This is a genomic window from Mycobacterium sp. IDUB_1, from assembly GCF_055419625.1.
This window is the reverse complement of the sequence record NZ_JBVAYA010000005.1, coordinates 61,594-87,166: the sequence shown is the minus strand read 5'-3', so window position 1 is coordinate 87,166 and position 25,573 is coordinate 61,594. Positions and strand designations below refer to the sequence as shown.

The 25,573-nt window shown below is 65.6% G+C and carries 19 protein-coding genes and 1 tRNA gene; 12 read left to right on the top strand and 8 right to left on the bottom strand.

Going from position 1 to position 25,573, the window contains the following annotated elements; genetic code table 11:
• The 3 genes from ACZYYX_RS24470 to aceE form a co-directional block, all read right to left on the bottom strand.
• Complete coding sequence (locus ACZYYX_RS24470; RefSeq protein ID WP_463817756.1) at window positions 1-924, bottom strand: ACP S-malonyltransferase; 924 nt, start codon at window positions 922-924, stop codon at window positions 1-3.
• Between the two features lie 143 nt (window positions 925-1,067).
• Window positions 1,068-2,357 carry a PucR family transcriptional regulator gene (locus ACZYYX_RS24465; protein ID WP_463817310.1) on the bottom strand — a complete coding sequence of 430 codons (1,290 nt, stop codon included), beginning with the start codon at window positions 2,355-2,357 and terminating at the stop codon, window positions 1,068-1,070.
• Window positions 2,358-2,428: 71 nt separating this feature from the next.
• The gene (aceE, locus tag ACZYYX_RS24460) at window positions 2,429-5,218 is read right to left on the bottom strand and encodes a pyruvate dehydrogenase (acetyl-transferring), homodimeric type (RefSeq protein WP_463817309.1); all 2,790 of its coding nucleotides are present in this window, start codon (window positions 5,216-5,218) and stop codon (window positions 2,429-2,431) included.
• Between the two features lie 176 nt (window positions 5,219-5,394).
• On the opposite strand from aceE, the gene ACZYYX_RS24455 reads away from it, so the two are divergent.
• The 6 genes from ACZYYX_RS24455 (at window position 5,395) to ACZYYX_RS24430 (ending at window position 8,407) form a co-directional block, all read left to right on the top strand.
• Entirely contained in the window at window positions 5,395-5,973 is a 579-nt protein-coding gene (locus ACZYYX_RS24455) for a hypothetical protein (protein WP_463817307.1), read from the top strand.
• 114 nt (window positions 5,974-6,087) lie between these two features.
• Complete coding sequence (locus ACZYYX_RS24450; protein ID WP_463817305.1) at window positions 6,088-6,516, top strand: DUF3052 domain-containing protein; 429 nt, start codon at window positions 6,088-6,090, stop codon at window positions 6,514-6,516.
• A 28-nt stretch (window positions 6,517-6,544) separates the two neighbouring features.
• Entirely contained in the window at window positions 6,545-7,006 is a 462-nt protein-coding gene (locus tag ACZYYX_RS24445; RefSeq protein ID WP_463817304.1) for a peroxiredoxin, read from the top strand.
• 47 nt (window positions 7,007-7,053) lie between these two features.
• A tRNA-Val gene (locus ACZYYX_RS24440) sits at window positions 7,054-7,128 on the top strand.
• A gap of 203 nt (window positions 7,129-7,331) precedes the next feature.
• Window positions 7,332-8,189 (top strand): hypothetical protein, encoded by an 858-nt coding sequence (locus tag ACZYYX_RS24435; RefSeq protein WP_463817303.1) that lies wholly within the window; start codon window positions 7,332-7,334, stop codon window positions 8,187-8,189.
• Window positions 8,190-8,254: 65 nt separating this feature from the next.
• Window positions 8,255-8,407, top strand: coding sequence for a hypothetical protein (locus tag ACZYYX_RS24430; protein ID WP_158013700.1), 153 nt, complete (start codon window positions 8,255-8,257; stop codon window positions 8,405-8,407).
• A gap of 165 nt (window positions 8,408-8,572) precedes the next feature.
• Here the strand turns inward: ACZYYX_RS24430 and ACZYYX_RS24425 are convergent, their stop codons facing one another.
• The 3 genes from ACZYYX_RS24425 to ACZYYX_RS24415 all read right to left on the bottom strand — a co-directional run bounded on the left by ACZYYX_RS24425 (window position 8,573) and on the right by ACZYYX_RS24415 (window position 11,080).
• Window positions 8,573-9,949 carry a site-specific integrase gene (locus ACZYYX_RS24425; protein ID WP_463817302.1) on the bottom strand — a complete coding sequence of 459 codons (1,377 nt, stop codon included), beginning with the start codon at window positions 9,947-9,949 and terminating at the stop codon, window positions 8,573-8,575.
• Window positions 9,950-10,082: 133 nt separating this feature from the next.
• A complete protein-coding gene (locus ACZYYX_RS24420) occupies window positions 10,083-10,265 on the bottom strand; it encodes a helix-turn-helix domain-containing protein (RefSeq protein ID WP_049778127.1) in 183 nt (60 codons plus the stop codon).
• A gap of 5 nt (window positions 10,266-10,270) precedes the next feature.
• Window positions 10,271-11,080 (bottom strand): helix-turn-helix domain-containing protein, encoded by an 810-nt coding sequence (locus tag ACZYYX_RS24415; RefSeq protein ID WP_463817300.1) that lies wholly within the window; start codon window positions 11,078-11,080, stop codon window positions 10,271-10,273.
• Between the two features lie 707 nt (window positions 11,081-11,787).
• Here ACZYYX_RS24415 and ACZYYX_RS24410 point away from each other — a divergent pair.
• Both ACZYYX_RS24410 and ACZYYX_RS24405 read left to right on the top strand, forming a co-directional pair.
• Window positions 11,788-12,516 carry a hypothetical protein gene (locus ACZYYX_RS24410; protein ID WP_463817298.1) on the top strand — a complete coding sequence of 243 codons (729 nt, stop codon included), beginning with the start codon at window positions 11,788-11,790 and terminating at the stop codon, window positions 12,514-12,516.
• Window positions 12,517-13,038: 522 nt separating this feature from the next.
• The gene (locus ACZYYX_RS24405) at window positions 13,039-13,215 is read left to right on the top strand and encodes a hypothetical protein (protein WP_463817297.1); all 177 of its coding nucleotides are present in this window, start codon (window positions 13,039-13,041) and stop codon (window positions 13,213-13,215) included.
• 213 nt (window positions 13,216-13,428) lie between these two features.
• On the opposite strand, the gene ACZYYX_RS24400 is transcribed toward ACZYYX_RS24405, so the two are convergent.
• Window positions 13,429-13,647, bottom strand: coding sequence for a hypothetical protein (locus tag ACZYYX_RS24400; protein ID WP_463817296.1), 219 nt, complete (start codon window positions 13,645-13,647; stop codon window positions 13,429-13,431).
• Between the two features lie 282 nt (window positions 13,648-13,929).
• On the opposite strand from ACZYYX_RS24400, the gene ACZYYX_RS24395 reads away from it, so the two are divergent.
• The 3 genes from ACZYYX_RS24395 to ACZYYX_RS24385 all read left to right on the top strand — a co-directional run bounded on the left by ACZYYX_RS24395 (window position 13,930) and on the right by ACZYYX_RS24385 (window position 17,530).
• Complete coding sequence (locus ACZYYX_RS24395; protein WP_463817294.1) at window positions 13,930-14,460, top strand: hypothetical protein; 531 nt, start codon at window positions 13,930-13,932, stop codon at window positions 14,458-14,460.
• Complete coding sequence (locus ACZYYX_RS24390; protein ID WP_463817292.1) at window positions 14,460-16,886, top strand: hypothetical protein; 2,427 nt, start codon at window positions 14,460-14,462, stop codon at window positions 16,884-16,886. The genes ACZYYX_RS24395 and ACZYYX_RS24390 overlap by 1 nt, the downstream gene beginning before the upstream one ends.
• A 62-nt stretch (window positions 16,887-16,948) precedes the next feature.
• On the top strand, window positions 16,949-17,530 hold the full coding sequence (locus tag ACZYYX_RS24385; RefSeq protein ID WP_463817290.1) for a hypothetical protein: 582 nt from the start codon (window positions 16,949-16,951) through the stop codon (window positions 17,528-17,530).
• Window positions 17,531-17,888: 358 nt separating this feature from the next.
• Here the strand turns inward: ACZYYX_RS24385 and mobF are convergent, their stop codons facing one another.
• Window positions 17,889-23,750 (bottom strand): MobF family relaxase, encoded by a 5,862-nt coding sequence (mobF, locus tag ACZYYX_RS24380; RefSeq protein WP_463817755.1) that lies wholly within the window; start codon window positions 23,748-23,750, stop codon window positions 17,889-17,891.
• A 322-nt stretch (window positions 23,751-24,072) separates the two neighbouring features.
• Here mobF and ACZYYX_RS24375 point away from each other — a divergent pair, with 322 nt between their 5' ends.
• Window positions 24,073-24,543, top strand: a complete 471-nt coding sequence (locus ACZYYX_RS24375) for a hypothetical protein (protein ID WP_463817289.1) — start codon at window positions 24,073-24,075, stop codon at window positions 24,541-24,543.
• The last annotated feature ends 1,030 nt before the right edge of the window (window positions 24,544-25,573 follow it).

The following is a 25,573-nucleotide window of genomic DNA, read 5'->3' as shown; positions in this document are numbered from 1 at the left end:
TCAGACGGGGCGCAGTGCCTGCGCGAGTCCGTCCAGGTCGGCGGGGGTCTTGATGGGGTGGGTGGGGGTGCCCTTGAGCTCGCGCTTGGCGATCCCGGACAGCGTGCCTGCGGGCGGGAACTCCACGAGTGCCGTCACCCCGAGCTCACGCATGGTGGCGGTGCACAGATCCCAGCGCACGGGACGCGTCATCTGTGCGACGAGCTTGGTCAACGCGTCGTGCGCGGAGGCGACGGGCCGGCCGTCGGCGTTGGACAGCAGCGTGACCGACGGCTCCGACGGGGTGATCCGGTCGGCCACGGTCGTGTACTCGGCCAGCGCGGGCTCCATGTAGCGGGTGTGGAACGCGCCGGCGGTGGCCAGCGGGCGAACCCGAGCGCGGGCCGGCGGATCCTCGGCGAGCTTCTCCAGAGCACTGACCGCGCCGGCGGCGACGATCTGCCCGGCGGCGTTGCGGTTGGCCGGCACGAGGTCGAGCGCCTCCAGCCGGGCGAGCACCTCGGCTTCGTCGCCACCCAACAGGGCCGACATCCCCGTCGGCTCCACGGCGCAGGCCTTGGCCATCTCGCGGCCGCGGGTCGCGGCCAGGGAGACGGCCTCGTCGGCGGTGATCACTCCGGCGATCGCGTAGGCGGCGATCTCGCCGACGGAATGCCCGGCGGCGACGATGTCCTCGTCCCCGGTCAGCACGCCGCGGCGCGTCAGTTCCTCGTAGGCCAGCAGCGTGGCGGCGACGACGAGTGGCTGCGTGACCGCTGTATCGGTGATCTCCTGCGCGTCGGCGGTGGTGCCCAGGCGGGCCAGATCCAGGCCGCTGATCTCAGACCATGCTGCGATGCGCGCCGGCGCACCGGGCAGCTCCAGCCACTCGGCGAGCATGCCGGGAGTCTGGGAGCCCTGTCCGGGCGCGAGGAATGCAAGCACAGTCTTGTCGGGCACGTCTCTAAGAAAACATTGTGAAGGCGGTTTTGCGCCGTGTAAGAGACTATGAACTCTTTCTTAGGTTTTTGTTGACTCCCCACAAAACCGCATGTGATGGGACGTCATCGAGATGCAAGCGCAACATGTCACCTCGCAGGATGGCCCCACGGTGTGACTGACGCAACAGCACCAACCTGCCCGGATCCCGACGATGACGAGGGCCCGGACTGGCCCTGACGCCGCAAACGACCCACCGTGGAGGCGACCCGCAGCACATACGCGTCTCGCGGAACGGTGGCGTCACGTCCCGTGAAGTCGGCGACGCGTTTGAGCCGGTACCGGACCGTATTTGGATGAACGAACAATTTGCGGGCGCACGCTTCGATCGCGCCCCCGGAGTCCAGATACGCGTCCAGCGTCTCCATCAGCGTGGGGCCTGCATCAGCCAGCGGCCTCATCACCTCCGCTTCGAGGGCGGCCGCGGCCGAGGCGTCGCCCAGCAGAGCGCGCTCGGGCAGCAGCTCGCGGGCCGCCACCGGCCGTGGCGCACCGGCCCAGCCGGCAACGGCGTTCATCCCGGCGATGGCCTCGGTGGCACTCAGATGCGCCGCGCCGAGCGTGGGCGCCATCGGCCCGACTACCACGGGCCCGTCGGCGAAGACCGTCATCAGCTCCGACAGGAACCGGTCGGTGTGCGACAGTCCGCCGGACACCACCGTCACCAGCCAGGTTCCGTGGACGTCGCACAGCGCGGCGCGGCCGTTGCGGGCAGCGACGTCGTGCACGTCCTCCGACGTCAGATCCAGCCGGTCCTGGCGCGGCAGGCCCACGATCACCGTCGCCGCCGCAGTCGCGTCCCAGTTCAGAGCCGCGGCCTGCGACTGCAGATCGGGGCCGATGTCTCCGCGCACCACGGCGTCGATCAGATTCGCCTCCATGCGGGTGTCCCACGCCCCGCGCGCCTCGGCCTGATCCGCGTACGCCATGGCCGCCGCGAACGCCAGGTCGCGGCTGTAGCGCAGGATGCCGGCGGTCAGCGCGGCCAGCTGCTCCTCGTTGCGTGCGAGCAGCGGCACGACCTCTTCGAAGAACTCCATCGTTACGCGCACCATCTCCACCGACTGGCGTAGCGCGATGCGGCGCCGCAGATCCTGCGGCACCACCTCGAAGGCCTGGGCGGTGTAGCTGACATCGCTGTCGGGATGGCGCATCCACTCGACGAAGTTCACCACCGCGGTCTGCACGACCAGCTGCACGCTCGCGCGTTGAGACGCCTCGAGCTCGCCGAAGAAGGGCAGCCGTTCGCCCATTGCCTGGACGGCCTCGGTCGCCAGCCGGCCCGAATACTGACTGAGCCGGCGGAGCACCGAGTCGGGAACGTTCTCCAGCACCTCGACCGTCGACCGGGGCGGGATGAACCGATTGTTGTCGGCCATCCCTAAAATCTACGCCTCAGTTTGGAGAAGTCCTCTAAATCGTCAGGCCACGCTGTATCCGATGTCGTCGGCTACGCGACTCCGGGATCGCTCGTCTGCTCCGGCGCCGCCATCACGTCGTCGATCTCGTACTTGCGCGCCGCCTCGACCGCCACCGCCATGTCGATGTTGCCGTCGCGGGCCAGGCCCTCGAGCACGGCGACCGTGATCGACTCGGCGTCGGTGTTGTAGTACCGCCGCGCCGCCGGCCGGGTGTCGGAGAAGCCGAACCCGTCGGTGCCCAACGTGATGTAGGTGCCGGGCACCCACGGCCGGATCTGCTCGGGAACCGCCCGCATCCAGTCCGACACGGCCACCACCGGACCCTCGGCGTCGGCGAGTGCCTGCGTCACGTACGGCGTGCCGGCAGGCCGGTCCGGATGGCGCAGCGCCTCCTTCTCGATGGCCACGCCGTCGCGGTTGAGCTCACCCCAGCTGGTCACCGACCACACGTCGGCGGCCACGTCCCACTCGTTGGCGAGCATCTCGGCCGCCTTGAGTGCCGACGGCATGCCGACACCGGAGACCAGGATCTGGGCCTTGTTACTGCGCTTCTCCGACGCCTGCTGGTAGCGGTAGATGCCGCGCAGTAGCCCCTCGACGTCCAGGTTCTCCGGCTCGGCCGGCTGGACGTAGGGCTCGTTGTAGATCGTGACGTAGAAGTAGATGTTCTCCGGGTTCTCGCCGTACATGCGGTGCAGACCGCTTTCGATGATGTAGGCGATCTCGTAGGCGAACGACGGGTCGTAGGCCACGACGGCGGGGTTGGTCGCGGCGAGCAGCAGCGAGTGCCCGTCGGCGTGCTGCAGACCCTCGCCGACGAGCGTGGTGCGCCCGGCCGTCGCGCCCAGCACGAAGCCACGGGCCATCTGATCGGCCGCCGCCCACAGGCCGTCGCCGGTGCGCTGGAACCCGAACATCGAATAGAAGATGTAGATCGGGATCATCGGCTCGTTGTGGGTGGCATAGGACGTGCCGACGGCGGTGAACGAGGCCGTCGAGCCCGCCTCGTTGATGCCCTCGTGCAGGATCTGGCCGATTTCGCTCTCCTTGTAGGCGAGCATCAGCTCCGCGTCGACCGAGGTGTAGAGCTGGCCGTTGCGGTTGTAGATCTTCAGGCTCGGGAACCACGAGTCCATGCCGAACGTGCGCGCCTCGTCGGGGATGATCGGCACGATCCGCTTGCCGATCTCCTTGTCCCGCAACAGTTCCTTGAACGTGCGGACCGTCGCCATCGTCGTGGCGACCTCCTGCTTGCCCGACCCCTTCTTCAGGGCCTTGTAGGTGTCGCGGCCGGGCAGCGTGAGCGCCTTTGTCTTGGTGCGGCGTTCGGGCAGGAACCCGCCCAGGGCGCGGCGCCGGTCGAGCATGTAGCGGATCTCCGGCGCGTCCGACCCGGGGTGGTAGTAGGGCGGCAGGTACGGGTCGTTCTCCAGCTGCTCGTCGGAGATCGGGATGCGCTGGGCGTCGCGGAAGTCCTTGAGGTCTTGCAGCGCAAGCTTTTTCATCTGATGCGTGGCATTGCGGCCCTCGAAGTGCTTGCCCAGCGTGTAGCCCTTGATGGTCTTGGCCAGGATCACCGTCGGCTGACCCTTGTGCTCCATCGCCGCGTGGTAGGCCGCGTACACCTTGCGGTAGTCGTGGCCGCCGCGCTTGAGGTTCCAGATCTCGCGGTCCGACATCGGCTCGACGAGCGCCTTGGTCCGCGGGTCACGACCGAAGAAGTGGTCGCGCACGTAGCCGCCGTCGTTGGCCTTGTAGGTCTGGTAGTCACCATCAGGGGTGGTGTTCATCAGGTTCACCAGCGCGCCGTCACGGTCGGCGTGCAGCAGTGCATCCCACTCGCGGCCCCACACCACCTTGATGACGTTCCAGCCCGCGCCGCGGAAGAACGACTCCAGCTCCTGGATGATCTTGCCGTTGCCGCGCACGGGGCCGTCGAGGCGCTGCAGGTTGCAGTTCACCACGAACGTGAGGTTGTCGAGCGCCTCGTTGGCGGCGACCTGGATCAGGCCGCGGCTTTCGGGTTCGTCCATCTCCCCGTCGCCGAGAAACGCCCACACGTGCTGGTTCGAGGTGTCCTTGATGCCGCGGTCGTTCAGGTAGTGGTTGAAGCGAGCCTGGTAGATCGCGTTCATCGGACCGATGCCCATCGACACCGTGGGGAACTCCCAGAAGTCCGGCATGAGCCGCGGATGCGGGTAGGACGGCAGGCCGCCGCCGGCGTGGCTGTGCTCCTGCCGGAACCCGTCGAGCTGCTCGGAGCTGAGCCGGCCTTCGAGGAAGGCGCGCGCGTAGATGCCGGGGGAGGCGTGGCCCTGGATGAAGACCTGATCACCGCCGCCCGGGTGGGCCTTGCCGCGGAAGAAATGGTTGAAGCCGACCTCGTAGAGGGCTGCTGACGACGCATAGGTCGAGATGTGGCCGCCGACGCCGACGCCGGGCCGCTGCGCGCGGTGCACCATGATCGCCGCGTTCCAGCGGATCCAGGCGCGGTAGCGGCGCTCGACGTCCTCGTCGCCGGGGAACCACGGCTCGAGTTCGGTCGGGATGGTGTTGACGTAGTCGGTCGACGTCAGCGACGGGATGGCCACCCGCTGCTCCCCGGCCCGCTCGAGCAGACGCAGCATCAGGTAGCGCGCCCGCGCGGGACCCGACCGCTCAACCAACTGGTCGAACGACTCCAGCCACTCGGCGGTCTCGTCGGAATCGATGTCGGGCAGATAGGACGCGACCCCCTCCCGAATGACGCGAACGCGATCGTGTTCGCCTGTGCTGCTGGAGTTTTGGGCCAGATCCTGGCGCACGAACTCGGTGGTCAACTTCCGCTCCTTGTCAGGCGGTGAAGCACACGCGGTCCGTCGAGTGGGTCTGCTCGCTTCGCGCAGTGCACGGTGGGTTACATCCTCGTCCCATCCTGCCGCAAGTGCAGTGCCGCACGCGAACGGTTGCATTTAGTACACCCGGTGTCGGGGTCGGCCGGTAACGTCTGCAGACCGTGCGTATCGGTGGGCGACGGGCTGCGCCGTTGCGGCTGTCCGCCTTCGCGGCCGGCTCCGCCGCGGTGTTGGCGATGATCGTCGTCGGCTGCACCAACGTCACCGCGGGAGAGGCATCGGCGCCCCCGGGGGAGGCGCCGCAGTACCGCGCGTCGGTGTCGGCGTCCCTGCACGAGTCCGCGGCGAGTTCGTCAGCGCGCGAGTCCGAACGTCAGACGTCGATGACGGTGGAGGCGGTGCACACGTCGTGCGAGGCGATGAGCACCAGCAGCGCCGACGCGATCGCCGCGGTCAACACCTACGTCGATGCGTTCAACACCGACCCGGTGGGCGCAGAGGGTGGGGCGCAGGCGGCGGTCGATGCGCTCAACCAGAGCGCGGACCTGGTGTCGGGCAGCATGACCGACACGCTGCCCGCCGAGCTTCGCGATGCGCTGGGCAGCTGGGTCGACGCTGCTCGCGGGGTTGCGACGGCGATTGCGGGGAACTATCCGGCCGAGGATTTCAACTCCGCGATCGCGGAGTTGAACGACTCGAAGACCACCGCGCTGGACCGTTGCGATGCGGCTTATCGGTGACGGCTCGGGGGCGGATGTTGCCGGGTGGGTTGCCGTGACCCCCAGGCGTGCGACGATAGTGGTCGAACGTGGCACAGCGCACAGCGTGCCGACTAGGCGCAAGGAGGACTGACCGTGGTGTCGGCGGGTGACCCCCCGAACTACGCCCGCATGCTGGGCATCCAAAAAGATCAGGTTGTGCAGGAACTGGGCTGGGACTCCGACGTCGACGACGACATCCGCGCCGACATCGAAGACGAGTGCGGTGGTGAGCTCCTCGACGAGGACTCCGACGAGGTTGTCGACGTGGTGTTGCTGTGGTGGCGCGACGACGACGGCGACCTGGTGGACGCGCTGATGGACGCGATCACCCCGCTGGCCGACGACGGCGTCATCTGGGTGGTGACCCCCAAGACCGGCAAGCCCGGTCACGTCCAGCCCGCTGAGATCGCCGAGTCCGCGCCGACGGCCGGGCTGATGCAGACCTCCTCGGCGAACCTGGGGGACTGGATCGCGAGCAGGCTGGTGCAACCGAAGGCCAAAGCGATCACGAAGCAGCGATGAGCGCTCGCGCGAAGAGCCGACAGCAGCGATGATTGGGGTCGGTGACCCAGCGCCGGACTTCACGCTTGCCGATCAGAACAACCAGCGGCTGACGCTGAGTGCGTTCCGGGGTGCCAAGAACGTGCTGCTGGTGTTCTTCCCGCTCGCGTTCACCGGGATCTGTCAGAAGGAACTCGACGAGATCCGCGACCACCTCGACGAATTCGTCAACGAGGCGACGGCCACGCTGGCGATCTCGGTGGGCCCGTCGCCGACACACAAGGTGTGGGCCGCTCAGCGCGGATTCACGTTTCCGGTGCTGTCGGACTTCTGGCCGCACGGTGCGGTGAGTCAGGCCTACGGCGTCTTCAACGACGTGTCCGGTTTCTCGAACCGGGGCACCTTCGCGGTCGACCGCGCCGGGGTGGTGCGCTTCGCGGACTGCAAGGAGCCGGGGGAGGCACGCGATCAGGCGGTGTGGAACGCAGCATTGGCCGCTGTCCGCGACTGAGAGCGGATTTCGAGTTCGTCACGGTCGCCGATATGCTGCCCGGGATCGGGCGCGTAGCTCAGTGGTAGAGCTCTGGTTTTACACACCAGCGGTCGGCGGTTCGAAACCGTCCGCGCCCACCATCAAAATTCCTGGTCAGAGAGTTACGGCCAAGTTTTTCTCTCGATTTCAAACCCCCGTTGTGCCAAGAGTGTGCCAAGAGCTTTGAACAGGCGCCGGCGCGCCGGCGCCAGGGCGCCGAGGAGGGGTGGCGGAACCGTTTTAAGACTGCGCGAGTAGGGATTCATTATTCGGTTACGTCGACCCTGTGTGAGATGCTGCCGCGGTGGGGGCGGAGAAGACGAAGGCTGTCAAGGATCAGGCGGTCGCCTTCAACTTCGCGCTGACGGCGCTGGCTGTTCTGACCGCGGCGGCCACCTTTGCGGTCAGCCTCGTTCCGCCGGGCAATTGGCTCGTCGCGATCCGCATTCTGGCCGGCTGCCTCGCGGTGGCGACCGCTGTTGTCGGTTTCTTCAAGTTCCGCAACGAGCGCACGTTCAAGCGCCAACAGGAGGAGGAGCGGGTCTCGCTCGACCAAGCCCTCAAGGCAAAGTCTCGTCGCACTTCATTGCTTATCAACGGGGCCATGCTCGGCACTGCCGACAAGCTGCGCCGGCTCTCCGTGTTGGATCAGGCGACGAAGGATGTGGAGATCAGCGGGTTTCGCACGTCAATCGTTAGCAAGGTCTGCGATCTCGTCCAGAGCGAAGCGCCGAGGGCTGCCTACTTTCGGGTGCAAGACCTAGGTGCTCAATCCAGGGTGATGCAGTCGGGCACCTACAGTGACTCCCGAAATCGCGAAGACTCCTTCACCAGCCAGTTCGTCGAGGGCCACGGCAGTGATCAGGGGGTATGGGACCTGATAGATAGTGGCGATGTCGAGTGGAGTAATGACACGAACGCCGCTGTTCCCGCCTCATGGGACGTCTCTAGGAATCGGCAGTACAGGGCGTTTGTGTCGGTCGCCGTCCGCGCGGACAGGCTCGCTTTCGGGATGCTGACAGCCAACACGCTCGAGGCTGACGGTTTCTCGCACTCGGACGTCGCATCCATCAAAGTTCTGGCACACCTGCTTGCCGCCGCCGAAGCGACGACGATGACGCCCGCCCGCATCGCCAAGGCCTCCCAGCAGCGAGGGAACTAGAATGTGCCTAACGGGTTTTGTCGGGGAGCGCAGGTATGCTGGCGTCGTCCGAAAAGGGGTGAGTGATGGCGAAGACTGTGGAGTTCCACGACGCCGATATGCGTCGCGCCTGGGCGGAAGCCGATGCCGCCGAGCGTGACGCCGAGCAGAATCCCGAGCGCATCGCAGAACGCCGTCGCCGCTTGATTAAGTGGGTTGAGGCACGCGCGAGCGCGTAGCGTGCCGGCCTGAGCTTGTTGGGCCAACATCACAAATCCTCAATTGAATTAGGTGATTTGATCGCAGGGCCGCGTCCGGCGTGACTGCGCCAAGGCGGCTATTACAGCGGTTCGCGCTGTTGAGACGGCTCCTTGCGCTGATCGCTCGGCGCCCTGGCGCGAGAATTAGTGGCCCCGAAGCAGTGTGTCGCCCGCCGCCGCAAGTGCGCTGTCATATACGTGCCCGTATACCCGAAGCGTAATCGCTGGGTCATGGCCGAGCCATTTTGCAGTAGCCGAGGGTGTTGTTCCGCGATCGAGCAGCATGGTGGCTGCGGTATGTCGAACGTCGTGTAACCGAATTGAAGGCACACCAGCGTCTTTCGCGTGCCGCATGAATTCGCCTGAATACGTCTCCGGTCGGATAGGGAGGCCAATCACGTTGACGGCGACCAACCCGGTGTCGGGATACTCCGAGCCGATGGCGAGGCGTTCTTCAGACTGGCGGAGCCTAAAGACGCGCAGTGCGGTGAGCACTTCGGCGGGCATCGGTAGTGCCCTGCGAGACCGCTTGGACTTCGGGTCTCCGGTGATAGTGCCTTGGCCTTCTGCAACAACACGACCCTGAGCGATGGTGACCGTTCCGCCATCGAGGTCAACATCGGACCAACGTAGTCCTAGAACTTCCGACCGGCGAAGCCCTGCCAGGGTCAGCAGCCAACATGCGGCGAGCCGATCGCCGCGCACATGCTCGCGAAACCGAACCGCTTGTTCTGCTGTCCAAGTGGCCATTTCGTGATGCTCCACCGCGGGCCTCTTCACTAAACGCGCTACGTTTCGGGCTACAAGGCCCTCCCTCATAGCGTCGTCGAGGGCGGACGACAGCACCACGAGCATTGTCACGACAGTCCGGGAACTAACGTTGCCTGGAATCTTGGACTGCACGGGATCGCTGTCCCGAACGGCAACATATCGGCCGCGGCTAGGCCGTATCACCTCGCCCGAGGCGACCAGCCGATCTAAGGCCTTGACGCCAGGATTGCCGAGTTCGTCACGAACTTCCGCATATTGGGCACCGCCGGATCTTGACCGCAAGTACGCCAATACCTCAGCAGCGCGCCGTCCGCGCCTCTCACGCTGGGAAATGGGCGTGCCATTCAGCCGCAGTGTTACCAGGGCGTCGATGTCGGACGTTCGTAGTTGTTGCAAACCCAAGCCGCCAAGATTGTCGATAACGGGCTTTAACGAATGTCGGTAACCTGCAAGGGTATTAGCCCTGACGTCGCGTCTTCCGTCGAGCCACCTTGCCAAATATTCGGCGACGGTGGTGAGGTCTCTTTTTACGAACGTCCCCGCTGCAACCTCCGTCGAGATTTTTCGGTACTCACGGCGGGCTTCCGCGAACGTGGAGAAAGTGAACCGCTGTCTGTCGCGGGTGCCGTCAGCGTGGGTCCCGACGTCCACTTGGAATGTGTAGCTCACTGCGCCGTTCTTGGCGCTGCGCCGCGTAATTGGCTCAGTGCGGCGGGTGCGCTTAGGGGGTGGTTCTTCGGTCGTCGTCATCCACGCTCCTGCTGGTGTTAGTACTGTGGTCGCTTGCACGCTGTGCCGGGCCGGCGAAAAGACCTGCCGTCAGGGATAACCCGGCGAATACGATAAGCGTGCACGAAACTGCCGTCTCGACTTGGAGAGTTTCTTACGAGGCGATCAGTTGCTGTAGCTCTGAGGTGACGATGTAGACGCGCCCTCCCAATCTGCGTACGGGAAGTTCGCCAGACGCCGCGAGACGGTACGCCGCAGCACGACTGATTCCTAAAATCGCCGCCGCGCGTGGTACGGCTAAGAGGAGCGGAAGCTCATCGAATACGTTCGAATCCATTTGATTCACCTCCCTCCGCGAGCCGTCGATCTGTTGCTGGCCTGAAACTGCTTTTGTGGGCTGCATCGTGGACAGAACTCCGCTGCTTCTGTGCCGTCCGACTTTGTGACTGTGATCGTGCGAGACAAGGGGTCTTCGCACTCGCCACACCACGGTGTCTTTTGTCGTATGGAAAAGGTCGGTGGAGCTGGCAGCTCAGATAGACGCGAGGCGAGAACGGCAGCGGGATTACGGACTCCCTCAGGCCGGGATGAAAGGTGGGCCACCAACGTTTGCGATGTCCAGCCCGCCGCAAAAGCCTCCTCGATTGCCGGTGACAACCTTCTCGCTTCGCTGCTGCTAATTCGCCACGGTGTGGGAAGAGACTCCAGCACGGAGGCCGATGATGGTTCGGATGGTGGTTCTCTTGAAGGGTTCAAGGGGTCCGTGAATTGGACCTCCGGCGGTCCGGGAGGTGAACCTTCCCGGTCTGGAGACTGGACGGGCCCGGTCGCGTTGGCGGACTGGGGGAGTCCGACATCAAGACTGGGGCGCGAGTGCATCGCATCGGGAAGATTGAGATGGTAGTGACTTGGTCGTCTGGCTCCGGATTTGTGGTACTGGGCAACTCGTACAACGAGCCCGGCCTCTTCCAGCTTGCTCAGCGCCTTTAGGACCGTGCTTCGCGCAGCACGAGATTCCGACACGAGCGTACCGAGGGACGGGTAGCAGGAGAGGCTCTCGTCTGCGCGGTTCGCTAGCAGCACGAGGATAAGTCGCTCGATCGGAGTCGAGACCTCGATACTTATTGCCCAGTTGAGTGCCTTCCAACTCATCTATCGCCCCCACTTACCAATGTCATTGCGTCGATCATTCACTTTCCAAACTCTCTCGAACGGCCAAAGGCGAACGCTCGGACGGACGGGGTGCAAGCTCACTCCGGCTGTCACGAGCTGTAGCAATCTCGGTTAACCGGAACGTAGTTGAACAGATGAAACGGCGTCCACCACCTTGGGCGACTTCACCCATATTTCGACGCTTGTCCTCATCCTGCCCGGACAAGGGGTGATTCCGGAACGGCGCGGGGCGCTCCGCCCCGACCGGCCATGTCGTCTGCGCAAAGGGGCATCAGATTGATCTGCGCAAGGACCGCAGATATGCGTCCTCTGTGGTCTACCCGAGCGGACCTGGCAACCCGAAAATGACTCTGCAGCAGCATTGTTGAGCACTAGTTGAGCACTAGTTGAGCACTAGTTGACTAATAGTTTGTGACTTATTGTGCACCGGTAGAACATTCGTTATTCCATGAATATATGCCTCTTGACAGTCGGCTGGGTGCCGACCAGTGCTGTTGTTAGGTAATACCTTTGGATTAGTGGTCAACCACCGCGCTGTACCGGTAGCCTGGGGGTGTGTACCGCACCAGGTCGGCTGCAGGCTTGTGGCGATGGCCAGCTGGCGCCCTTCGGGCGCGCGCGCCTCATCGTTGCGGCGACGGCGACAACAGGTCCGAGAGGCTTCTCCGAAGTCACGGAGGCATCTTGTGAACGATGAACTGAGTCAGGCAAACAGCCGCGGATTCGAGCTCGGCAGGAGACATGCTGCACTTGCGGATGTCATTGGGCAAGCAGCACTCTGGGCACGCTCCTTCGGGGTTTCAACCGCCGAGGTCCTACCTGATGGGTCGGTGTTCATGACATACCCGCTCACGCAGCATGGTGACTACCTGATGGAGCTCTGGAGGCTTCTTGGGGGCGCGTGCGTCGACCTGGCTTCCTCTTTTCAAGGCCGCACGAGCGCCCAGGATGTGTCAGTAATGTCACTCAGTCATGGGGCTGCGATCCAGTCACCGACGTACGTGATCGGCGCAGACTTTGTACACGTCCTTCAATCAAGAAGCGCGCATGGCTCAACTCTGCAGGACCTTTGGCGTAATGAAGTGACAAACGCGGCACTGTATCTCAGTGTTTGCGGTATTCGCACTGACGACCTGGAGCGGTATGCCTCGATCTCACAAGCACTCTTCGACGACGCTTCGACAGTGGTTCGTGAAGCCTACGCACATTCGGTGGCGGTCACGTATGGGCGGATTTGGGCTCGTGCTTCTCAGGCCAATGAGGGGCGGGCACTCATCGCATGGATGAAGGCACTGGCTGACGGAGGGTTCAGCTTCGAGGAGTGCGTCTTGGAACTGCGCGACCTAAGAGTTGCATCGCCCAAGGCCGTGTCCTGTTGCCTCGAAAGCAAGAGTGCTTGGCTGCACGAAGAATGAGCGGCCTGACTCTGGCGGGCATTCATAGTGCGGAGTTTAATGTCCGAGGGTGCTAGCGGCCGCCGCCGTAACTGGCGCTATCGCGAAAAGCGTTTGAACACAGCAATTCTAGCGAAGCGCGTTAGTAAAGAGGATCATGATCTCGTAGTTGCATACGCTAAAAGCCTGGGTATCACAGTCGCAGAGCTCCTGGATCCAGCGGTGACAGAACTCATCGGTCGAGCTACTGCCTACATGGCGAGGGTAACCGTGGACTCGTCTGAACTCGGGGATCGTGAATAAGCCTGTGCCGTCGGGTGTTCAAGGGGGTACCTGACTTCCTCGTAGGGTGGGTGCCGCCGACAGCGTCATCGACTAGCGGACATGGGCGCGCGGGGATATCGACGAGGAGCCGAATAGAGCGGGAGCCGACCGAGTTGTTTGATTTCAGATATCAAGGATGGTGTTGTGTGCGCTGCAGGTAAGGACATTGGAGTTGGTCGGAGCGTCCCTAGTCGAAAGTCTGTCGATATCTTGCTCTCGGTGCCTGAAGAATTGAAAGAGCGCATGGTCAACACCATCGCGTGGACGCGGCCCCATACCGGCATCAGTACTCAACAACAGTTCATTCGCAAAGCAATGGCTGATCTGTGTGACCAGCTCGAACAAGATTACAACGGCAGCAGACCATTTGAACCCCGAGTAGTTCTCGACGAGTGACGGCATTCCTGCAGAATCGACCGCCTGGCTCCCTCGAAGGTGCGCGGTGAGGTCGCCGCAGTCGATGACCGCGGCGCGTTAGTCCGTCATCTGTCCCCTGCGAGACATAGATAGTGGGAATCTCATCCGTTAGAGTCTGACCGCGGTATGCCGTAGCGGGCGCGGATCTCCTCCTCGCTGAGCGTGCTGTCGGCTTCTGACTCTCGCAGCGCCTTACAGGTCTGCCTCATCGATAGGCCAGTCATCGTCGTCGAGTGCAGCGTTGGTGTCCTCGTCGGCCGGGTCTGGCCCTTCCCACACCGCGGCTTCGGTAGGGGGTAGCGGCTCGTCGAAGTCGTCTGGGACAGCAAGGTCGGGCAGTTGACCGAAGCGGCGCGGGGGAGTGGGGGGCGGAGGAAGCTCTGATCCGGCGTCACCGTCCTCGCTTGTCATGCCTCCAGGATAGGGAATTTGGGACTTCTGGCGCGGAACGGACTGGCTCACCGAGTGGGCGACGCGCTCAGGCGCTCGCTTCTGGCTTCCGCCTCGCGGCCGTCGAACCTCGATTCGACGCGCGAGGCTTTTTTCATGCCAAATCTCGACCAGTTCAGGCACACCTCCACCAGCGCTGAATTGCCGAGTGTTATCTATAGGCAACAGAACTGCGTGAAGTCGCTCTTTCGAATGTGCCCGCGGCGGTGGCCCGGTGTCACTCGCTCGCGATACCGTCGTGTCATGACGATGAGGGGCCTGTGGCGACGCCGCACCGGGATCACCGCTTCGACGGCGGCGTTCGCGGTCGCATTAGGTGCCGTGGTGACGAGCGGCCTGGCCCTCGCCTGTCCGATCGAAGCGGCACGGCACACAGTGAACGTGGTTCCGCCGGCCCCACTGACGTACAGCAGGAGCGACACCCAGGCCGCTAAGGCGGCCGCCTGTACGGCGTGGGATCGGGCTGCCCGAGTCATCACTTCGGCTGGAAAACAGCGTGCGTCGATTGCCGCAACAACCGGCAGGTCCAGCGGTGAAACCTACGAAGCGCGAACCGTCGAAAAGCGCACTATGACTTCGCAGGTCGCGTTCCTGCGGACGCAGATAGGCTCGGCGACACCCTTAGAAGTTAGGGCGCCGATCATCGCCTGGATTGGGACTCAGATCGACAGCATGCATGGGGTCAACATGCGCGACTGGAACGCGGCGAATTACGCCATCACGCAGGGCAATGATTTGGTCGACGTGATTGATGCAAAGTGCGGGTTCAGCTGATGCCTGCTGCCGGAGGGTCTGCGGGATCGTATGGGCGACTGATCGTTACGCCGGATTTGGAGCCGCCGGACGCTGAGCATTGGGATGCCCAGGAGCAGACGTACCGGGCTGGTGCAACGTCGTGGGACGGGATCCACCAGCAGATCGTGACTGACAGCGCGAGATTCCGCGATGCGGCCGATTCGCAGGGCTTTGACGAGGTTCACCGGGTGAACGCGGTGTTGGCCGAGGAAGCCAAGACGATCGCCGAATGGCATGCCAAATTGGCTGACAAGTGTGCCGATATCGCCACCGTGCTGCGCGAGACACGGTCAGGTCAGGAGCAGCTTGTCCGTGAGGCGGATGCCAAGATCGCGAGCGCGAAACTTCCAGGCGAAGCCGAAGCCCTGGTGACCCAGTATCACGGCATCGCCCGGTACCGGACCGAGGCGGGAGTAACCGCTGCAATGGCGTCGCACACCTCGTTCAAGAAGAGCACTGAAAATACCAGGGCGCTATATCTTTTGACGAAGTGGGGCGACGCCCCCTCGGCCCCGCCAGTGCAACCGCTCGATAGTCCGTCACCCGGCATCACACAGGGGGACGACAACCCCAAGAAAGCACTTCCCCAGGAGGACGACAGCTCAAAGTCGACACCACTTCAAGAAGGCAGTGATCAATCACCGCCAGCGATGTCGCCAACGGATTCAGCGGGAACGTCCACGACGCAACCCGGGATCAAACCGGCAACCGGTGATGAGGGGATCAAGGTCGTGACGGGACCGGTGCAGCCGACGCCGGGTGTGGCTTCTCCGGCGGCAGGGGCCGCACCTCTGAGTGGTGGCGGTGTGCCGTCGATGGGCGGCATGAGCGGCGGCGGGATGGGTTCCGGTGGTGCGCCGAAGATGCCTGGCGCCCTGGGAAGTGGCGGAATGCCCGGGATGGGCTCTAATCCTCTGGGTAGCGGTGTGGGCCAAACGCCCGATGCTGGAATCGGATTGCCGAGTGCAAGTGGGGTGCCGGGCGCTGGCTCAGGTGCGGGGTCACCCGCTGCAGCCTTTACCCAAGGGATGTCGACCGGCGGGGCTATCGGTGGGGGAATGCCCGCTGCGCCCCCGCCAGCTCCAGCGAGTCCGTCACCGGCCCTGTCGGCTGGCGGGCAGGCGACGCCGGTCTCGGCGACAGCGGGCGGTGGCGTGCCAGCGGCCGCCGCTCATTCAGGCATGGTGGCCGCCGCCGCAGCTCCAGCCTGGGCGGGTATGGGTACCGCCGGCGGCGCGTCGATGATGCTTCCGCCTGGCTCGATGGGACCCCCTGCCGGGGCTGTTCCGCCTCCTGCGGCGACGGTGCCGGCAGGCGCTCTCGGCGCTGGTAGCAATGCCCCATCGGCAGCGCCGGCGGCAGCGGCCGCCGGTGCTGGGCCGACCCTGATTCCGGCGAGCGTGGTGGCCGCGGGCCAGACGGCGGCCGCGCGGGAGCGGCGCGAGTCAGCGGATGCGGCGGCGGCGAAGGAGTTGGTCTGGAAGTTGCAGCATGCCTCCTACATGGCGGGCAATTACCTGACGGGGTGGGCGGTCGGGGTTTTCCGCTCCCCGAGCGGGACCGAAACCGTCATCACGTCCAACGACGGAGCCAGCTATATCCCGGCGGGCGTTTTCGTTCCGCGCTCGGTGCGGGTATTAGCGACAGATCCGTTGATAGACGACAGCTTTCGGCAATTGTGGTTCGGTTGGTCCGATCCAGCACGCGTGCTCGTGGAGTACGCCCAGCGGCGTGCCGAGTGGGGCTGGCGCCTGGTCGCGGCTGCGAGCACACTCCCGACGCCCGTGCTCCGGGACGCGGGGGTGGAACATCCGCCAGCGTGCACGCGAGAAACCAATCCGTTGCTGCAGCCTGGCGTCCAGGTGCCTGCTCCGGTGCTCGACGATATGCACGTGCACCGGCTGGCGGTGCTGTGGCCCGAGGTTTATACGCGTCTTCTGCGGGTCATGGGCGCTGATCCGATCTGTCCGGACAGGATCGTCTCGGGAGTGAGCGCCGCACTGATGGCCGCGGCGACTACTCAGGCCCAAGCTATCGACGGCGGTGTCCCTGATGCGCTGCGCCACATTTGGGTTGCCCGCGGCGGTGACCATGAGCCCAGCACGCAGCAGTGGACCAAATACAACGAGGAAGCTCAAACCTTCAACGGCACCACCGCCATGTCCAGACCCGCGTTCATGATCGGCGGGGCAGGCCACCCCCGCGACAGCAGTGAAGAGCTGGCCAACTATCGGGCGCACTGGCTGATAGCCCGTACCGCCGAACATATTGGCGGCTGGGCTAACCGACCGCTACCGCTACCTGACATGTGTTACGCCGCGGCCGTCACCGGCGACCCTGACGTGCACGACATGATCGTCAAGGCTCTAGTGAGCGTCGAAGACGACCTGGCGGACGGCTCATGAGTTCATACATATGGGAGCTTCAACAACAGGGCGCACGCCACCAGTACGGGTGGGCTCGTTACGTGCTGCTCAAGCCGATACTCATGGACGCGCGTATTGGAACCCTGGATCCAAACTGGCGACACGGCCTGTCGCCAGCAATAGTTGGCGATACCTCAGGCGCGGCCCTTGAGTGCAGCAATAACCTGGCGGTGCATGATATTTTGACCCTCGACGTACAGCCCTGGGAGCCGCAAACCGGATCAGGCTGGAGGGTGGCGCTGGACGCCTGGTACGCGGCGGTGGCCGAGGTGAACGAGACCCGCGAGCGGACAGAACAGTTGATGCCAGGGGCTGACGCCGATGAACCCGAGGTGGTAAGGGAGTTCACCGAGGCCGCCTCGCAGAACCCCGTACTTCGAAGCTTCGCTGAGCGGGCGACTGAAGGCCGCCGTCGATGGCGCGATTGGGAAGGTGCCTGGTACCACGCCGGGTTGGCCGCTGGTGGGCTCGATGTCGATTGGCGTGGCTGGTACCGCGGCCGAATCGCGACCTGGACGAACGGACTCTCGTCCCTCGAAGGGCCCTCGGCCATAGCTGAATTGACCGCGCTGGAGCACGGCGATAAAGACCACATGCAGTCACTGCCCGCCTACTGGACCTAGCGGCCGCTTGGTTCTCCGCGTCGAAACACGCCGGGACAGAGGACGTCCGGCGTGTTGCGCCTGGCACTAACTTCGTTAGGTGACAGTCGTGCGGGGATGGCGCGCGGCGGTGGCGGACACGGATGCGCGGTTTCGGCCGCTTCCGACCGCCGCCGGCGCTAGCAGACGCCGGGTCTTTCCCGTCCGGGTGGGGGCGCTAATCGCCACAAGCGTTGCGCATTGCACCTTCTCGTACTGTTCGTCTTCATTGACTATGAGCCCGCAATAGGGGCTATAGGGCTCGGGGCGCGTGCTTATGGGGTCATCGTCGCGGGAGCGCCCGCCGGCGTCCGCCACCAGAGCCGCATTCGCGGGCTGTTTAGTCGTCGATCCCGGCGCCCAGGGTGCGGTCGCGGTCCTTTGAGGCCGCCAGGTCGGTGCTGCGCCATCCCCGGGCGAGTTGACGACGGTGTGCGGAGCGGACCGCGCGGGTCGCGGTGTCGTAGTGGGTGAGCAGTTGCTGCCATGGTTCGCTGAGGCGCTTGCGGCCGAGGCGGTCGGCCAGCGTGACCGCCGGCGTCGAGGCCAGGAGCGGATCGTCGGGCGCTGACGTGGTGATCGTGAGTGTGTTGTTCCAGGGCAGCGAGTGCGTGAGCAGCTGCACCGCCGACGAGCTGGGCCCGCGGCTGGTGCCGGGATCGAGAAGGACGAGTCGGGCGTCTGCGGCGGCAGCGTGGCGGGCGAGGTCGACGAGCTGGTCGGGCTCAGCCGCCGCGGGGTCCTCGATGACGACGACGGCGCCGGGCGGCAGTGCCCACTGCTGCTCACTGACCTGCTGGTGGGCGTCATCGACGGTGGTGATGGTGTCAGCCAGCTCGGCGTCGTGAGCCGGGGTCGCGCTGGCCTCGGTGGGCGACGCGAGCCAGAGCACCTTGCGGTCTTCGGCGTTGGCAGCGTTGCGCAGGGTGTAGAGCGCGGCGGCGGTTTCGCGGTCGGTGATGTCGGCGCGGATGACGGCGAGCCGATAGGGCTGTGCCGCCAGGGATTTGATGCGGTCGGCGGTCTGGGGTTCGAGACCGGACAGTGCGGCGTCGGGGATGAGCAGCGGAGTGCACTTGGCGTCTAGGTGGCCGGCGACCTGCAGGAGAGCGACTTCCGAACGTGCCGACTCAAGGAGCTGTTCGAGGGTGTCGGAGGTGGCGGTCTGGGCAGCCGCGAACGCGGTGGCAATGTCGCGCTCGGCACGTTCGAGTTCGCGGCGCAGCACCGGGCGCCGTACCCGCAGCGCGTTGAGGGCGGCGATGTCGGCGCGGTCAGCGTCGCCGCGTGCGGCGGCGATGTCCCGCTCGGTGACGATCTTGTCTGCGCCGCCGGCGGCCGCCGCGCGGGCAGCCTGGGCGTCGGCGAGGGCCTGCTGGAACTGCAATGACGGCGGCTGTTCGGGGAGCAGGTCGGTGTAGAAGGCGATCGTTTGGCGGGCCGAGATAATGTCGAGTTCCTCGGCGTCGGGAGTGGCCAGCAGGATATCGAGCTGGCTGCGTGAGTGCTCGATGAGGCCCAAGGTGTCGTTGTAGGCCCTATCGGCGTCGGACCACTGTTCCATCACGTCGGTGATGGCGTGACTGTAGGGACGGTCGGCGTCGACCTGGCGGCGCATGCGCAGCAAGTCGTCGGCGGCGGCGCGCAGCGCCGGGCCATTTCCGGCGCGGATATCGGCGGCCAGAGTTTTGATTTCGTCGCAGACATTCCGGTACTCGGCGCGCCGCGCGATGAATGCCCCCATAGTGATGCCCAATTCGGGTGTAGGGCGATTTGCTGAGAGGTCTTCAAGTTGCAGACCGGCATATTCCTCTGCCCAGTTTTGGAAGGGGTCGATTTCTTCGGGCGGGGCAATGTCGACAGAGTCATCGAAAGGTGAATGCTCCTCGACTTGCGCGTAGGGTCCTTGCGGGTCGGGCGGGAACAGTGCTTCATCGGCGGGATCGATCGGTGCGTGCTCCGGTGTGGGCAGGTCCTCGATGTCCACGCCGAGGCGGGCTTGTAGGCGATGGGTGAAGGCATCGACGGTGTATGTGATCAGCCGGGCGTAATCGCCGGGCGGGATCGGATGGTCTTCGTCGGTGGCGTCGGCGAGCTGCTCGGCGGCGACGTGCAGCAGATCCCGCGGCGTCCACTTCTGCGGATCCGCCGCGCTGATCGCGGCGACCAGCCCAGGCCAGGCGGGATCGGAGGTGATGATTTCGGCAAGCGCGGTCCCGAACACGACGTCGATATCGGTGACCCAGGGCGGGCGCAGCCGCGAATGGGTCGTGGCCAGGGTCGCGGTCGGGGACAGCGCGCCGCAGATGCGCCACCACAGTGCTGCCGCGGGCAGCTCGTCGGGCAGCGGTCCTTGCCGTGCTGCGGTCGTAATGATGTGGCGCAGTTGCGGAGTGATGCGGGCGGCCTTGACCAGCTGGTCGGCCAGCTGTGGCCAGTAGGCGTCCGCGCGTAGGCGGGGGTCGATGGCGTCGATGAGGTCGTTCCAGCGGGTGGTGTCGGCGCTGCGGCGGCCGATGTCGGCGGCGGCCTGGCGTCGCAGTGCGGCCTGGACACCGCGGGTGCGCACGGGGAATTGGCGGGCACCGGTGATGCGGGTGTCGGCTTCGGAGACCCCGATGCTGGCGCGGAACACCGCGATTTCTGCGGTCAGGATCGGGTTCACCGTGATCAGCGGGCGTGCCCAGGCGGGTGAGGTGGCGTTGGTCCAGCCGCGTGCGCGTTCGCGGATCTCCTCGGCCAGGTCCTCGACCAGCTTTTCGCGGCGGGCCAGATAGGCGCCCCATTGCGGGTCATCGGTCAACGCCTGCGGAACGGCGGGTAGCCAGCGCAGCACCCCGATACCGGTGGAATGCGTGCCGGCGGGGTCGATGCGGTGATCGAGCACCGCGGCGGGGTCCGCGGCGTCGGAGACGCTGCCCTTGGCCAGGGCCTTGGTCAGCAGCTCGCGCGGGTCCGCCCCGCGCAGAGCCAGGACAGACAGGTTGCGGCGCAGCACTGGCCAGGCCTCACGCTGGCTCAACTGCGGGATCACCTCGTCGGCGATCGCATCGAGGCGGTCTCGGGCACCGGCCCCGAGGCGGTTCTCGGCCGCCATACCCAGCGCGTCGTAGTACATATCGGCCGCTGCCTGCAGGCGGGCGGCCGGATCGGCGGCCTGGCGGGCTGCGGTGGTCGCCGAGACCTGCGCGCCGTCGCGGGCCAAGATCCTGGTCAGCACATCGACCGCGGTATCGGGGTGGGTGGCCTTGGGGGACAGCAGCCGGTGCGGGTCGCCCTCAGCGGTCGACAGGTAGAGGTGGTTCTCGTCGGTGCCGCGGGTCAACGCGACGTAAAGGTGCTGGCGGGTCAGCATGTCCGAGCCGACGATGTGGCAGGTGCCTCTGGTGTCGCGGCCGCCCGCGGTCAAACCCTGTGCGGAGTCGATGGTGGCCGCATAGCCCAGCGTGACGTGTTCGGCGATGTAGTCCGCCGGCAGCGTCACGATGCGCCCGCTGCGCAGATGGCGGGCTTTCACGCCGCCATCGGCAAGGACTTCGGTGATGGTGTAGCGGTAGCCGTTGCGCACGAAATCGTTGCGCCCGATCGTGATTCGGCGGTTGTTCTTGCGGGTGCGGATGGTGTCTCCGGCGCTGGCGTGGAGCTGGTCGGCCAGCACCACGGTGGGCGCCTTGGCGGCCTCGGGGTCGGTGGCCAGCCGGTCGAGTCGAGCGCGGGCGTTGAGCTCGTTGATGACATCGTTGGTCGGGGCGAGCAGGATCGAATCCCCGCCCGCAGCGAGGTCGGCGCGCCACGCCTGATAGGCCATGTCGGCGGCGGTCTCGTCGGTGCCGACATGGATGCGGTGATGGTCGATGTAGAAGCCGATTCCGGCCGGGTCGGCATCGTGCAGCGCGAGCCCGGCGGCGGCCTCGGCCGGGGACTTGAACCGCACCACTTCGCTCAAGGTGAGGGCGTCGGTGGCCTCGGCGATGTCACGCAGAATGCCGCCGGCCGAGATCGACGAGAGCTGTCCGTCATCACCGACCAGACGCACGCTGGCGCCCTTCTTGAGGGCGTCGCGGATCATCGCGTCCAGCCCGGCGGTGGCCGCTTTTCCGGCCTCGTCGACCACGATCAGGGTGTCGGGTCCGACACGGCTGAACCACTCGGGCACATGTGATGTCGCGGCCTTGGCGGGATTGGCGGACCACACGTACTTGTCCAGGGTGTCGGTGGTGGCGCCCAGGTCCTCACCGAGCACGATCGCCGCGTCGGCGGTGGGGGCCAATCCGATGACGTGTCCGCCTGAGCTGCGCCACGCGTGCGCCAGCGCTGCCATGGCCGTGGTTTTGCCGGTTCCGGCCGGGGCGAGTGCGAGTGCGACACGACGCCCCGCGGTGGCCATTTCGGTGACCAGCGCGGCCTGGCCGGGGTTGAGTGTGCGCCCTCGCGCCGTCGAATCCGCCAGTGCCATTTCGACGTCGGCGGCGCTTGCGACACGGCCGTCGCCGCGGTGCACCGCGTCCAGGATCCGGCGCTCGGCGGCCAGTGTTTCCTGGCTGGTGTAGAGCGCGACGCCATGGCGGCGGTAGACGCTGGCACCGTCGCGGCGACGCAATGCGACAGGCTCACCCAACTCGGCGTCTTCGACGCGGGCGTGCGGCACCGAGAAGCCCTCTCCGAGGGCGGTATCGGTGAGTCTTTCGACCAATGCGACATCGTGCGCCACGTCGTGGCCGCGAGCCATCCGCAGCGCTTCAGCGCGCACATGGTGGCGCTGCCACGTCGAGCGTGTTTCGGCCACCGTGGCGATGAGTTCGCCAGCGCGCGACGCGATCCATTCCTCGTCGATCGTCACGGCCTCGCGGGTGGTCTGCGGTGCGGCCAAGGTGTCGGCCAGCATCTGATTCACGCCGCGTGCTCCAAGGACCTCGACGGCCTGGGTGTGCCACTCCTGGCGCTGCTCGCCCAGCGAACGCGGCTCGTGCTTGGCCTCGCGCGATTCCAGGGTTGCCTTCTGGGCCAGCGCGATGATCTCAACGTTGGTCGGTTCGCGTCCGTGATCGGCCTGAAACTGCTTGGCCAGCTCGGCGGTGCGGGCCTTGATCGCCGCACGGCGACTTGACCACCGCTCCATCAATTTCCCTGACATTCCGACGATTTCACGCACCGCGCGTTTGCCGCGCCCACGGGACTGTTCGGCGAAGCGCACACCCAGCCTGGAGATCAAATGGGCTTCCAGTCGGGTGTTGTACAACTCCGAGGCCGCGACGGTGAGGCGGTGCAGGGGTTGGCCGTCCAGGGCGAGCCAGCGGCGCACGCCGTTGGCGTCGACATAGGACACCTTGTTGGAGATCACGACGTGGGTGTGCAGGTCTGGATCCCCGGCGCGGGAATCGCGGTGGGTGAACACCGCGGCGATGAGCCCTTCGGTGTCGACCTGGGCCACTCCGCCGGCGCCGGTGCGGGTAAACGCGGCCTGTTCTTGCAGCCATTCCAGGACGTCGGCCACGGCCGCATCGTGAGCGGCTTCGATCTGCTCGGACACCGGTAGCGGGGCGATGGCCCACAGTGCCGATACGGATTTCACCGGCGAGAACGTCAGGTCGTAGCCGGCCACAGCGGTGGTCTTTGCGCGGGTGTTCCGGGCGATGAATCCGGACAGTTCGCGATCATCGGCGGGCGGGCGACCGTACTCCTCGCCGAACAGCTCGACTGCGACCCGAGTGCGGATCTGCGAGCGGATCTCGGGGTCGATGGTGGCGTTCCCATGTGCGCCGACATCGGCGTTGTGGTCGCGGAAGGCTACGGCCAAGCGGCGCGCGAACTCTGGCTCGCCGTCGCGGACCTGGAACTCGCGTCCCAGGCGAGTGGCCGCGCGCTGGTTGCCCATATTGCGGCCGGTGACGTAGGTCTGAATGCGCTCTGCGTTGGGGTGCAGACCCACGCCGTACAGGGCACGCATCTGGGCTTCGTTGACCCCCGACCCTTCCTCGACGGTCCAAATCTCTTCGCGGGCAGACGGAGTGACTTCGCATCGGCCGGTGTCGGACAGGGCGGCCAGGCCGCGTCCCATCCAGCGGCCCGGCGATTCACCCTTGGCGGAGTAGTAGTCGGCCAGGGTGGAGCGGCCCCGCTCGGTGCTGTCGGAGGCAGCGACCTGCCGCACCAGGTACAGGTATCCGTCCCCGGCGGTCAGCTTGTGCAGCGTCATCACCATGACGCGCACGCCGGTCTCCGCATGCGCCGCACGCTACGAACTCCGGGGTTGGCGAAGCCACCACCAAACCGGAGGTTCTTAGAAAACTCTTAGACTGCCGGGTTTCCTGAGTGCAAGAGGTGTGTGGTCTGTCGTTGGGCCGTGGAAGGGGGTTGTGAGGGAGTGAGCTGAGTGGGCGGTGCGGCGGCGGTGAGGGAATGGGCTACACGGCGCGTGAGTGAGGTGCGGTGGTGCGGTAGGGGCGGCGGCTGAAAAATTGGTGGATGGCGAATGTGGCTGTGGTGGTGGTAAGTCCGGCGCGGCCCGCTTTAGTGTCTCGGTCATGACAGCAGCAGGAACGTCCAAGTTGGAAGCCCGTCGACGGGCTGTGGAAGCGACCCGGCGCGCCAACGAAGCGCGCGCTGCGCGGGACAAGGCGAACATAGACGACGCCACGAACTTCCTCTACGAAGTCGGCAAGGTCGCCGAAGTCGAGGTCTGGAAGAAGGAGCGCCTGGCCCAGCTCCGCGAGCAGGTCGACGCCGAAGCTGCGAAGCGAGTAGCCACGCACCGGGGGAAGGCAGGCGCGTCGGTTGCGCGCATGCAAGGCCGTGGTGAGACGCTGACGACCATCGCCGCACGGACAGACGTCGGAATCGGAATTGTTCGGACCATGCTGCGGCACGCTCCGAAAGCTGAGAAGGCCACGCCCAGCAACGGTTCGCACGTAGTGGGCGGTGGCGGTGAGGTAGGTGTCGCGCCTGGCGGTGTCGCCTACCCAGGGGCCGCCGAGCCCGACGCGGCCTCGGCCTGATGCAGGGGACGACAGGTGAGCGGCGCAGAGGATGTGACGAACACAGGGTGTTGCGCGACGCGCAGAACTCCGACGACCTCGGCCGCCGGGGATCCGCCGGCCCTCTCGCATCGCGACGATGCGCTGCTGCAGCTGCGCACGGACCCGGCGCTGTTGAGCGCATGGGGATCGCGACTCAGGTGGAGTTGTAGCGGCGCAGAGCGTTGTTCGGCCGTGTCTCAGATGGCACAGCGCAGTGGTGGCTCCTCGAACGCCGTTGCGGCCCTGTCAGTCGGGACGCTGCAGGCGGCTCTGGACAGGCCCTGTGTCAGTGCACGGACGTAGGGTTGGCGGCCATGAGAAGAGCGGGACAGCTGATCGTTGATCGGCTGTTGCACGCCGCTGAGATTGCCCGGTTCTACAGCCACGTCGTCTGTGGGCCAACGCCTTCGGATTAGAACATCTGGACCGGGGCGATCGGTGCCGATGGTTACGGCCGTTTCTATCTCACGCGCGACAGTGTGGGGTTCTCTGTGTGTGTCCGCATCGCTGCGCGTAGGCGATCGCAGGCGGAAGTGTGGCGGCGGGCGTGTTGGGTTTGCACGAATGCGATGACCCGGTGTGCGTGAAGATCGTGGCCGAGGAAGACGTTCAACAGCACGTGGTGTCGGGCTCCCAGGGCGATGCGGTGCGGCACGGCTGGGACGCCGCCGCGGTGCAGGCGGCGCTGCTTGGCGATCGGCCACGCTGTGGTGATCCTGGCGCGGGCGGAGCTGGCGGTGGCTGGTGTCGCGCCAGAGACTCTTGGACGGCGGGTTCGTCGCCCTGGCGGGCGGTGTCGCAGCGTCGAGCTGGACGGGCCAAAGGAGCGGCCGAGAGGGCGCCTTAGCCGCGCTGCAGGAACACCGCGTCGCGCGGCGCGGGCACCTTGTGGCGTCGAACCAAACGGGCAGCGCGCAGACGCCGGCTGTGCGGGCCCAGCAGATGCGGCGCTGGCCGATCGTTTCGCGCTGGCCTTGACCGTTGGCGTAAACGCGCAGCGAGTCGCTGT

Excerpts from the sequence above, each read along its gene's own strand:
- ACZYYX_RS24465 (WP_463817310.1), bottom strand. The coding sequence starts at position 2,357 with ATGGCCGACAACAATCGGTTCATCCCGCCCCGGTCGACGGTCGAGGTG.
- ACZYYX_RS24445 (WP_463817304.1), top strand. The coding sequence starts at position 6,545 with ATGATTGGGGTCGGTGACCCAGCGCCGGACTTCACGCTTGCCGATCAG.
- ACZYYX_RS24430 (WP_158013700.1), top strand. The coding sequence starts at position 8,255 with ATGGCGAAGACTGTGGAGTTCCACGACGCCGATATGCGTCGCGCCTGG.
- ACZYYX_RS24425 (WP_463817302.1), bottom strand. The coding sequence starts at position 9,949 with ATGACGACGACCGAAGAACCACCCCCTAAGCGCACCCGCCGCACTGAG.
- ACZYYX_RS24420 (WP_049778127.1), bottom strand. The coding sequence starts at position 10,265 with ATGGATTCGAACGTATTCGATGAGCTTCCGCTCCTCTTAGCCGTACCA.
- ACZYYX_RS24415 (WP_463817300.1), bottom strand. The coding sequence starts at position 11,080 with ATGAGTTGGAAGGCACTCAACTGGGCAATAAGTATCGAGGTCTCGACT.
- ACZYYX_RS24400 (WP_463817296.1), bottom strand. The coding sequence starts at position 13,647 with ATGACAAGCGAGGACGGTGACGCCGGATCAGAGCTTCCTCCGCCCCCC.
- ACZYYX_RS24395 (WP_463817294.1), top strand. The coding sequence starts at position 13,930 with ATGACGATGAGGGGCCTGTGGCGACGCCGCACCGGGATCACCGCTTCG.
- ACZYYX_RS24390 (WP_463817292.1), top strand. The coding sequence starts at position 14,460 with ATGCCTGCTGCCGGAGGGTCTGCGGGATCGTATGGGCGACTGATCGTT.
- mobF (WP_463817755.1), bottom strand. The coding sequence starts at position 23,750 with ATGGTGATGACGCTGCACAAGCTGACCGCCGGGGACGGATACCTGTAC.
- ACZYYX_RS24375 (WP_463817289.1), top strand. The coding sequence starts at position 24,073 with ATGACAGCAGCAGGAACGTCCAAGTTGGAAGCCCGTCGACGGGCTGTG.